The sequence below is a fragment of the Parasphingorhabdus sp. genome (genome assembly GCF_048269865.1).
Lineage (GTDB): Bacteria > Pseudomonadota > Alphaproteobacteria > Sphingomonadales > Sphingomonadaceae > Parasphingorhabdus.
This window is the reverse complement of record NZ_JBLWUA010000019.1, coordinates 1-11,279: the sequence shown is the minus strand read 5'-3', so window position 1 is coordinate 11,279 and position 11,279 is coordinate 1. Positions and strand designations below refer to the sequence as shown.

Sequence of the window (11,279 nt, the reverse complement as noted above, 5' to 3'; positions counted from 1 at the left end):
TGGCTCGATTTGGTTCCAAAACTCAGGATTTATCGGGATAAAGAGCGAGCAGCCAAACAAAAGCGGCGCAAGCAAGCTGAGTTGTTCACAGATTCCAAAATTGAGACTTTAGGAATGCGCAATCAAATCGCGCGGGAGGCGGCACGAAACAAACATTTGAACGATCCTTTGCCAGGAAGAGCCAGCCGAATATTAGACAATATGGATCGAAACACCTTGCTTCTGGCCTCTTCGCGGGGAACACGCGGCGGCTATCGTTATCTCGATGATCCTGCGCTGTTCAATGCTTTTTCAAAAACTCCTGAGGCGTTGCTCTTATCAGAAACACAAATGCGGCTCGAAGCAATCGAGCATACACAAATGGAGCAACGAAAATGGTTTTGCGCCGCTATGCATTCAGATCGGATCATTGTTAAAGGGGGCAAGGTTGAAATTTCCAAGCCAGAGGATCACTGGGTTATTGCGTTTCACGAGCAACAAAAAGATGATCCGACATTCAACCGCTTAATGGCAGTATCTTATCTGCGGCCAGACCGCTTTAAGTTTGACACTGATATACCGCCGGAAATTGTTGCATGGCGCTCTGCGCGCGCTACCAATAAACAACAAATGGCAGATTATATTGCCGACGAACTGCATCTGCGGGTAAGAAGCGATAAGCGCGACCCTCAGAGCGGAGCCGAAGAATGCAGACGGATATTTCAACTCATACCGTATGAAGCGCAGGCCTTGCGCGATACGCCGGGACATTTTCTCAGCCAGTATAAAAACTGGTCGTTTCGTAAACCTGACGAGAGTGAAGCTCAGTGGGAGCGTAGACGTAAACTAATTATCCGTATCAATAATTCTCGGGGCCGCTGATGCTTCAGCGGACATCTGTGTTGTAGAAGAAAAGAACATTGAAAGTGCCTTGCCGGTGAAGCCGGCAGGTGAGAGGAAAAAAGAGCAGTTGCGCTCGGCAAAGCCTCGCCGGTTTCCCAAAAGGAGAAACCAAAATGAACATGAAACAATCAGAGCTGGAGGCAATCGCCAGACAGCTGGGCAGTGAAGAAGGATATAGCGTGCTGCGCGCTGTCCCGATCCGCTTTTCCCATATGCCGGAAGATGGCGTGCCGCCCGATGGCAGATGTGTTGCAATTTTAGACACAGAAACATCGGGGTTGAACGTTCACGAAGACAAGCTGATCGAACTGGCGATCATGCTGGTCTGGGTGGATGATGATGGCAATGTCACCGGACATATGGGTCCGGTAAGTTGGCTGCAAGATCCTGGCGTAGAACTGGAACCGGAGATCACGTTGATAACGGGCCTTGCCAATCACCATCTGGTCGGCAAACAGATTGACGACAATGCGGCATTCGGCTTTCTCGACCGAGCAGACCTGCTCGTCGCCCAGAACGCAAAATTCGATCTCGCCTGGATCGAGCAGCGCTACCCGGGGCTGAAAGGCAAAGCCTGGGCTTGTTCCTGCAGCGAGATCGACTGGTTGAAGCTTGGCTACGAAGGACGTTCGCAGCAACATCTGCTTTGGCAACACGGCTGGTTCACCAATGCCCACCGAGCAGAAGCAGACGTCTGGTCGCTGTTCTGGTTGCTGCAGCAGCGCCAGCGGGGGCCAGGCGACAGTCCGGTCCAAACCCATCTGCAACGCCTACTGCAGGCAGCGGAAATACCCACCGTGCTCGTTGAAGCTTTGCGCGCGCCATATTCTGCAAAGGATAAGCTCAAGGCTCGAGGTTACCGGTGGGATGCTGGGCGTCGCATCTGGTGCAAAGAAATGGCGGAGGAAAAGCTGGCTGTTGAACGCAGCTGGTTCCGAACCGAAGGCCTTCCGCTGTTCGGCGCCAAAACGATGACCGCGAATGAACGTCACCGGTAAAAATTAATCACAAGCCCCAACAAACACGGCCTGCCTTTCGGCGGGCTTTTTTTATGAAAGAAATATACTCATGACTAACCCAACAGAAATTGAACGGCAGCTGGCACGCGAAGCCAATCTATTTGCAGCGCGCGGCAGTGCAGGCAATCAAAACAGAACCCGCAGCTATATCGTTGCTGACTTTGAATATGCTTATGACCGGGACCGCCATAACGGATATGGCGTAGCCGAAGGCAAAGACGCCGAGGAAAAGATCCGCTGGCCGTTTCACCGCGTGGCGGCAGCATCCTGGTGCGTAATGCGCTTCAAGCAGGGTTCGGACACTCCGGAGATTCAAGGTCCGGTTGTTCTCTCTTCCAATGACCACAGCGAAAAGGAAATGGTCTCTGCGTTTTTTGACGCCGTGGACCAGGAACCAGGCGCTGTGCTGGTGACATGGGGCGGGGAGCATAAAGATCTGGCCGTTCTGCGCCGAGCCGCTAGCGAGTTTGATCTGATCATGCCTCATCAGCTGCGCGAACTCTCGCCGGTTTCAGACCGCAGGATCGATCTATGCGGCGCCGTCTCTATCCGCGCGGAATCTGTCCATCTGCCGGAATATGCAGCAGCTTGCTCGATACCGGCAAAGCCGTCGCCGTCTAAAACCATTGGCGAACTAGTCGAGAAGGGGAAGTGGGGGGACGTCAAGGAGCAGGTGCTGGCTGATGTGATGACGACGGCGATCATCATGCTGCGCCATCTCAAATCCCACGGGCTGGTCCGGTGCGCCATTCCCGCATGCAGCTTGGCGCTGGCAAACGCAGCAACGACCGCAAATCCGGGCAGCGAATTTTTGAGGCGGACCTTCAAACCCTGGGCTCAGCTCAAAGATTCCACAGCCAATTATACCTGCCCGATCTACCGGGCGGCGTAGCTTCTATTTCTACGCTCCATCACAGGCGTGGACATTCTTAAAGTTGAGCCGGCGTCATAAAGGGCGGACCTCTAGTGACGACCGGCTCTACCAATATCTTCAACCAACCCCAAGCGGGCGGCATCTCAGGATGACCGCCCGCTTGGCATTTCAGGATAATTTTTATGAAACTTCCCATATATTCGGAGAGGATCGTCACCTTCTCCGTCGTCTATCATCCCTATCGCCGCAATACGGAGCGGTTCATACGCGCCTTTGGTGCCTTCGAAGTCAATTTCCAGCCTGGCGATGACATATTATTCACGCGCCATCATCATACATATCCAACAAAGACCCGAATCGCTCCTTTGCTGGAAATGACGAAGCTGCTCGATCAACAAACCGACTGCGTTTGCGCGATTCTGGAAGCTCCGGGCGGGTCTCACCGGCCAAAAACCAAAGCCGACTTTGCTAATGATGTCCTTCATGCACTGCCGATCTTTAATCTGGGTCTCCACCGCAAGATCCATGTTCACCGGACAGAAGACCAATATGTCAGGGTCAGCGCCGAACTGTTCGGAATAACTTTAGCGTCCAAGTTGGCCGGGCCATCAGAAAAATCTCGGCGGGCAGCAGATCACGCACAGGCGTTATGGCTTTCCTGGGTCTTCAATTGTCTCTCTGAAGATCCAGACCAGGCGAACCTGGTCGCGGCCTTCCAGGCTTGGCGCCGCGTCGACGACCTGCGTCCTGTGATATTTTGAAGAGCAGGCATGCGTGTAGCGGCTGCTGGCCTTCCGGGCAGCGTTTGCCGCGCGACATCATCAATCAATAACAGCAGGAGCAGATATTATGTAGCAAACACACAAAAACCCTGCAGCGAGCAAAAACGCTGCACATATCATCAACCTGGCCGCCCGACATTCCGTCGCTGCGGCTTTTTTTATATCTAAAGGAAATACATCATGGCGAAGAAGCCAACCAATAATCGCGTGCCGGCAAAGGTCGAAGCGAAAAAACCATATCCAATCGCGGGCACTTCCATCGTGCCGACCCAGTTGTTCCATGTTCCCGCGCGTCAGCCAAGACAAGAGGGGCCATGGCGCGATGAACCGGACAAGCTGGCATGGGTCGATCCGGCAACCGGATTGCCGTGCCTGATGTTGCGCGCCCGAAATGGCACCTTGTCAGGCTACGTCGCGGTGAGCGCCAAGCATCCTCTGTTCGGCTACGACTACCGCGCTGTTCCAGCAGACCTTGGTGTCCAGCCCCATGGCGGCCTTAACTACAGCGCGCCCTGCGACGAAGAAACCGACGAACGCGTTTCTGTCTGCCATATTACAGGGCAGGCCCGGGAACGGGTCCGCCAGCCGCGCGGCGAGCAGGAACGGCCTACATTCAATGAAGAACAATGGTGGTTCGGGTTCGCCTGCGACAAATCCTATGATTTGCGTCCTGGCTGCTACCAAGACCATATGTCGGCGGAAAACGGACAGACTTATCGCGGCGAGGATTACGTGTTCACCCAGTGCACAAATCTCGCGCATCAGTTGGCTGCGGCTGGTGGCGAAACGGGTTCGGGCGTTCCCATCGATACCAGCGCCTCTACCGTGCCGCCTGTCGGCCTCGATGCAGGGGAGAAGTGAAATGGACGAGAATATTCCATACGAAAAACGCCGCAATCCCAATCTGCCTTGGGGATACTGGATGGCAGCTCCAGGTGAAACCACAGGCGATCAGGTTCTGATCGACGAGGACGACAGCCGGTGGGCGTCTGTTCGTGAATGTCTGTGGGTCAAGCGCTTCAATATGGCGATGCCCGAGCATCTTCCGTATATTGACCTCGAACTGGAGTTCCTGCTCACCTTTCTGGTGATCACGGAACGCCGGATCATTCGGGTCGAGGAGAAGGCCATCGACCTTTTCGGCGACTACGACAGGTCCCGGTTCTACCAAAGCTGGCTGATCGATAAGAAGCTCATGACTTATGTCCGGGGCGGTTCCCAATCTACGGAACTCACGCCGGAAGCTTTTGCTATCTTGCTGATGCTCGCCAACACACGCAGCCTGAGGAATCAGCCGCTGCCGGTTGGTCTGCCGACTTTGGAGCGGTGGCATGGGCTCGACCCGGAAGCCATGACGCCCGAATGGGAGGCAGCGCTCCAGAAACTGGAGCGTTATGCTGACCGGCTGCCATATCGGTTCGAGCGGGTGATGATCGGCAAGCTGGGTGCCATTCGCCTTGTCGGCGACGGGCTGGGGCCGAACATTCCGCTGCGTCGGACCTTGTGGTCTCTCACCTTCCCGGATCAATATGCCCGGGACCGGTTCTACTTCTGGCTTTGTCACCGCGTCGATCGGTGGAGCGATTGGGGGACGCGCGCTTGGGAAAATGGCCCCCGAGCGCTCAGCGAATATTTGCTGCAGCTGAAATTTGCAGACGAACGGGCCGTGATGCCAGACTGACCAGGCAGCATTATGCCAAGAACAACGGGCGGTCTCTTCGGAGGCCGCCCGTCGTCATTTATCAGGAGGCAAGATCGGCAAAAACCCACTTCCCTCTGGTTCATCCGGAGCACCTCGTCATCTAATCTCTCACGCTTCGTTAGCCAACAAGATCAGGTGACCAATCGATTTATTCGCGCGCTGCGTTGAAAGTTACCTTAGAATCCGGAGCAGACATGCACTGAGTTCGACTCCGGCATGTCCGACGTCGGTCTAGACGAAGCCGCAGGCCATGGTCCTCATTTCAGATTAGCTTTTCGAAAGCTGGCAGTCGCGAAACCACCTAGTAATTGCCGTTCTGGCGCGAACAAATTCTGAGCGCTGAACGGCAGCTTTCAGAATCGAGAATGGGTCGAGGAGACGGCAACAATTGCGCGAATTTCGGACCGACTGTAGTTGGGCCGAACGCTGACAGTCCGCTTTTGGCGACAAATCGGCAAAAGCTGCCGTCGAGCAGCTGACTCTTAATCAGCGGGTCGTGGGTTCGAACCCCTCAGCGTCTACCATTTTTTCCAAATACTTAGTTTGTATTTGGCACACAGAATGCTCCCACCAATTTTTGTAGGGCAACGTTGGGGGCAACACCCGAGCGAATGGCTTAGTATTGGTGTCTCTTAAATTCTTTGAAAACTCGTTTTGCTTCTACGCCTTTCCCTGGCGCCGCGGAGCTTGTGCCAACTCAACTCTAACGCGTTAGGTTGTGTTCTGTTGGATTGCATGCAACGTCCTATTTCCGTAACTGCGGGAATCGGGAGCATAAATGGTTCAAAACTCAGACCGTCCGAAAATTGATAGAGCATGTCGAGAACTGAAGTTGGCGCTACAAATAGTGCTGGCAATCTTCCGTCCAAGCCTCAGGCGAATTGTGCGCAGTATAGTCACGACCCACCTCAACGGCAGCAAGATCGCGCGCGAACACCGCTATCATTTTCTCAAGCGGTCCATAATTACTATATCGGGCAACCCGATCGCAACTATCATCCTCGTCACTGCGATCTACAGCTCCGCAATAATACTGGGCGAAAGCAGCTATATTTCGCAGCTGAAACTATCGGATGAGACCCGTGGCGATTTGAAAAGCCTAAGCTTGGGAATTCTGGGCGTTCAAGCCGCATTGGTTGGGCTCGTTTTCCCTTTCGTAATCGCGTTTGTTGGCCTTCTCAACCAAAACCGTTCGTCTTTTGCAACTCGGCTCACTATTTTTATCGAATCAACAGACGCGATCTTTGTTGGCCTCAGCTCTCTTTTGCTTTGCCTCGTAATCGGAATCCAACTGCCATTCGCCTCACAGTTAGCCCCGAACGTGGCTGCGGTATTCTCAATTCTCAACTTGCTCTGGTTCACTGCCAATATCGTGGCACTTAGTTATTTCGTCATTCGGACAATTGCTTTTATTCATCCCGCCCGGCGAGCTCCACTGATAAGAGCTTACGTCGCCAATGTCGTCTGGCCACGTGAGCTAACTAAAATCGTTACACGAAATCGCTGGGATGGAGCAGGAACCTATGGATACCTACCCGAAGTGAGTGACGAGAATGATATCTTTGAACCAAAGCTTACAGCTCGGATTTGGTATGGGCCTGTCGACTACGGCGAACCGAAAACAATGCAACAACTTTGGCGGAAAAAATCTCTAGTCAACGTGCGTATGGCGATTCTCAAACCGATCATCCAGAACTGGATTGATAAGGTCAGTCAACTTGATACCGAAACGCAGCCAGACTTCGTCATCCCCGTCGAGCCTGGCCGTGAGTATGAAGGCGATGTGCCACTTGCGCGCGCGACCACCAGCCTCGGTATCATCTCGATCTTCGGAATCTGGTGCTCTTTCACTTTCCGCACTATTCGCAAAGACCATGGTGCAGTTACTTCCAGCGCAGAACTTCTGCATGAAATGGTCGCAGATTTGATTTCTCTTGTGGACGGGCGCCAAGTAGAAGAATTCTCCACACAACTTAGAGAAGCTATTGATTTTCATTTTTTCCTATATGGGCTTGCGCAGGCCCCCGTTGAGGATCTCAACTACGCTCTAATCGGGCCGGACTCAGGTTTTTTCGCATCTAACCAGAAGCTTGGTCTTAACTGGGTGAAAGCCTATCGCGATCTTGTTGCTCGTGCTGCTGAACGCTTGTTTGACGAACCAGGATTCTTCGGTCGACTCGCCTATATGCCCGCGAGCATTTTCGGCCGTGCAAGCCCGACTGTTACGCCAAAGGCCCTACAACCCTTGCTTCTCTTAGCTTATCAGCTTTTTTACCAGCTTATGGAGCAAAATATCAGCCAACAAAGCGCAGTATCGACCGCGCGCAGAGAGGATGACGCAACGCCTTCAAGTGTCAACAGGGAAGAAGTCCTAAACGGGGCGTGGCGAGATATGGCGGCGGGTTGGGAACGTTTGCTGCAGGAAATTGCTGCTAGAAACGGAAAAACCGATTGGGCTTGGAGCGATTTTCAGCGCATTTCGGAGAATGTAGTCGAGCATTTGAGTCTGACAACGGAAATGATTGGTCGCGCAGTCTGGCGAGGCGACGAAATGGCGACGCGCTGGACCTGTGATTTATTGCTACATTGGCGCCATCAGTCGAAGCGAGCTTGGGAGGCACGTGGCTCTCACTCGCTTCTCGAAACCGAAGGATTGACGTTCACTGTGATCAATAGGCCGTGGGACCAGGTTGAGACAGTGCTTCTCCGCTTGGAGGAAACGACCCAAGCGCCAGCCCTTGTTTTCGGTGCGATTGCGCGCAACGCATGGCTCGACCATCTGGTTACGATAGCCAGCCTTTCAATCCACTGGGCCATCTATGGCGCCTCAACGGGAACACCGGCACTAGCGGCGCGGATGTTGCTGCAGGATCAACCGCTCGATCAAGGTGATATTGGACATCGAGGACCCATGCCGATCACCAGTGCAGAAGTATTAGTTTCAATTCTCAGAATTACAGGGGCGGATGCTCGTTACGAAAATCGAAGTTATTCCGGGGATTTCGACCATCTTCTCGAAAGACTTGGAAGCCTTGGTCGCAGTCCGTCAGTGTCTATGCGGATTTACAGTCTTGACGGTGGCCTTTCCTTCGATGCGTTGCCACTCGCGCAGGTCCTATCAATCATGGGCACTATAACAGGCCCGACGGGCCTCAATGGAACTCTGCGTCGGCAGCTAACGCAACGCAATGATGTCGCGCTTCGTCGACGAGAAACCCATCTTGAGGCGTTAATTCAGGCAACCGGTGCAATCGACGAAGCGCAACACGGCGCGCTTATAGATGAAATCTGTGATCTTAAAACGGGGTCATTTGATTTGCGCCTTGGAAACGCCAAACAGCTATTGGAACAGGCCCTAGCGGTTCTCGTAGACCACCGTGAAAATGCGATCAAAGAAGCGGAGGTTGACCCCAAACGCATCCGTGAGGTAACGCGCGCTGCGGCATTGGCTGCCTTCAGGCGTAATCGCTTCCCGCTAAATTTCTTTGCCAATATCGAGGGGACGACCGAGGATCTCGAGGCGTTTACTCTAAACGTCGGTGGTCAAGACAAAGGCAGCTATACCGACCCGCCCATGGGGCATACAGTCATAAACGAAGATGACTGGTGGCGCGATACTATGTCGGAACGGATTGCCAGTATCGTTTGGATGGACTCGGTTAGGTGCGCGAATTTTCAGGAACTAGCTGGACGAAATCCCGAAGACTTCTGGCGTGCTGTGCGCGACGGAAGCGCGCGAATAAGAGAGAATGGTAATGATCCGGTCCTCGTGGTTACAAACACGGCACATCCAAAATGGCTGGATGATTGGCGCTGGCCATATGGTGAAGACAACGTTTCAAAGCCTGAAGATCTCGTGATTACACATCTGCCCGATCAGGTAGATGGTTATGCCTTCTCGATGAATGACATCCCCGTTTTTGAGGCACCGTCCCCCTATGGGCAGGCATTTCTGTTTCCTACACAGATGCTCGCTCAATTACGCTATCATGACTACGGCGACGGAGTCCCCTTGAATCTCGAATTTCAGGAAAATAAAGATGATCCGTGGAAGGGCACGACGGCTGCAACATTCCAGCGCTCCGTAGAACTAGCGAACTTGGAAGCGTTCAGTATTCGCTTTGCCGATAAATTGGAGAAGAATTGAGCCAAAATGTGATACCTTCGCGCTCAGGTGACAGTGCAGCATTCTCAAGTGTTCAAGCCCCAATTGCCCTCCTTGGCAGGGCTCCCTTGCCGTTTTCCCCGCGAGGCTGCCAGTTCGTCACGATGTAGCCATGGCGACACTCTGAAAGCTGGAGACAGCTGCCAGGGCCTAGACATCCAAGATAGTCTTGGAATCGGCTTATGGAAACCTCGGAGCAAGCATGTCCGCTTTCGGGCGATCGTCAGGTGGTCCGTCATGACCGATAATGGGGCGCGAAGCGGATATAGAACATAATCGCCGCAGATGCACTTGTGGAAAGCCGGGCGAAATCTGACAATCGACTTCTACTTTCTGTCAATACTGGCATAGAAAACGGATTGTCAAAACGGAGCACATCTTCAAATGGTGCTTGAATCCGGCGCAGAATGCGATCACAATCTGCGCACCATGAGCCTCTTTGATCTATTCAAGCTGCTCCGAGAGGAGACAATTCTCGGTGTAGAGATTGGCTTTGTAGTCGCTATAATTTTTCATTTATATTCCTGAAACAGCTTTTCCATTCGTTCACTTTCTGTTCTCAGGGAGAAATGGGCTCCAATAGGCATAAACCGATTCTCCCGAAGGCATTTTCAACGGCGGGGAATATGCGCCTTAATGGCATCCAGATCAAAGCTTGGTGCACGAAATGCCAAACGACGTTCAAGGTCGACCTTGTGGCTCTCATCATGGTCAAAGGCCCTGACTATTCATTGGTTGGCAAGCATCCACCGTGCCGAATTTATGATTGTGATGGTCGATGTAATTTTTTGGTATCATCTGACAAAGGAACGCCAATGATTACGCTAGACCGTTGGACTGATTAATTTTCACCTTCAGCTAGCATTTGCTGCTCATACTCTGGGTCATAATCGTGGATGATCAGCTTGCCATCGACATCAATTGTGATGGAAACGGCACCGCGAACTTTTGTGCGTCCTCTCCTGACAGCCAATCGTCATAGTCCTCAGGGTGCAAAATTACCGGCATGGCTTTTGGATGAATTGGTTTGATAAGCGGATTTGGTTCGCAGGTCAGAAACGCAAATACATTGCCTTCTTCGGAAGGTCGCCAGATCCCGGCGAAAGCGGACATAGGCGCGTCGCTGACCTTGAACCAGCATTCCTCTCTTCCCGCATTGGGCTTGGGTTCCGCAAATTGCGTGAATGGCACAAGACAGCGATTTTCAGGTTTTGTCAGCATCGAGCGCCAGAACGAGCTGGAGAGATTGCGAACGTTGGTTATTCGCTTTGTAACCGTCGTGCCAGGGCGCTTCCCTTTCATGGTGAGCGGAACGCCCCATTGCATGGTGTCCAGTTTCGTCTGACCGTCATCTACGCGGGCAACAATGCCTTGATATTTCGGCCAGACATCAATCTTGATTTCAGAGAACGGGGTTTCATCAGTCGCGCCAATATATTCTTTCCAAGTGGGAATAGCTTCAGGATGATTTTGATAGTGGTTGCACATGTTCTCCGCCGATCAAGAAACTTGATATTCGTGATTGATAATCGCCATACCATAGCGCGTCAAACCAGCCTGATCCCTTAATTAGGACTCCATGTTGGCCCAGACAATGCGTGGCAACTAACATTGTTGGCTTAAGACGAGGGTAGGGGTTAGGGCCTGCAATGGGTCAGATGTAAGATGCAGGGTAGCACAGCATCGGGATAGGTAATTCAGAAGAGAGTAATTCTTTCAGAAAAGCAGATAATTTGAATCATGAAGTTGAAAGGAAAAATTCCAGCTTCGTGGTTCGAAACCACTCAGCGCGGCAAAGCCGCAAAGGAAAGAATCTCATGAACTATACCATTCCAGTTAACCCATCCGACTACCA

The 11,279-nt window shown here is 52.5% G+C and carries 8 protein-coding genes; 7 read left to right on the top strand and 1 reads right to left on the bottom strand.

What is annotated here, in order from left to right; all coding sequences use genetic code 11:
* The 7 genes from ACN0WW_RS16845 to ACN0WW_RS16815 all read left to right on the top strand — a co-directional run.
* A partial coding sequence (locus ACN0WW_RS16845; RefSeq protein ID WP_417614184.1) for a hypothetical protein occupies positions 1-861 on the top strand: 861 nt, incomplete at its 5' end.
* Between the two features lie 134 nt (positions 862-995).
* Positions 996-1,880 carry a 3'-5' exonuclease gene (locus ACN0WW_RS16840; protein WP_417614182.1) on the top strand — a complete coding sequence of 295 codons (885 nt, stop codon included), beginning with the start codon at positions 996-998 and terminating at the stop codon, positions 1,878-1,880.
* Between the two features lie 70 nt (positions 1,881-1,950).
* Positions 1,951-2,793, top strand: coding sequence for a hypothetical protein (locus tag ACN0WW_RS16835; protein ID WP_417614180.1), 843 nt, complete (start codon positions 1,951-1,953; stop codon positions 2,791-2,793).
* Positions 2,794-2,957: 164 nt separating this feature from the next.
* Entirely contained in the window at positions 2,958-3,536 is a 579-nt protein-coding gene (locus tag ACN0WW_RS16830) for a hypothetical protein (RefSeq protein WP_417614178.1), read from the top strand.
* A 201-nt stretch (positions 3,537-3,737) separates the two neighbouring features.
* Positions 3,738-4,418 carry a hypothetical protein gene (locus ACN0WW_RS16825; RefSeq protein ID WP_417614176.1) on the top strand — a complete coding sequence of 227 codons (681 nt, stop codon included), beginning with the start codon at positions 3,738-3,740 and terminating at the stop codon, positions 4,416-4,418.
* A 1-nt stretch (position 4,419) separates the two neighbouring features.
* Positions 4,420-5,238, top strand: coding sequence for a hypothetical protein (locus ACN0WW_RS16820; RefSeq protein ID WP_417614174.1), 819 nt, complete (start codon positions 4,420-4,422; stop codon positions 5,236-5,238).
* A 799-nt stretch (positions 5,239-6,037) separates the two neighbouring features.
* Positions 6,038-9,406 carry a hypothetical protein gene (locus ACN0WW_RS16815; RefSeq protein ID WP_417614172.1) on the top strand — a complete coding sequence of 1,123 codons (3,369 nt, stop codon included), beginning with the start codon at positions 6,038-6,040 and terminating at the stop codon, positions 9,404-9,406.
* 918 nt (positions 9,407-10,324) lie between these two features.
* Here ACN0WW_RS16815 and ACN0WW_RS16810 read toward each other — a convergent pair.
* Positions 10,325-10,912 (bottom strand): SOS response-associated peptidase family protein, encoded by a 588-nt coding sequence (locus ACN0WW_RS16810; RefSeq protein WP_417614170.1) that lies wholly within the window; start codon positions 10,910-10,912, stop codon positions 10,325-10,327.
* Between the last annotated feature and the right edge of the window lie 367 nt (positions 10,913-11,279).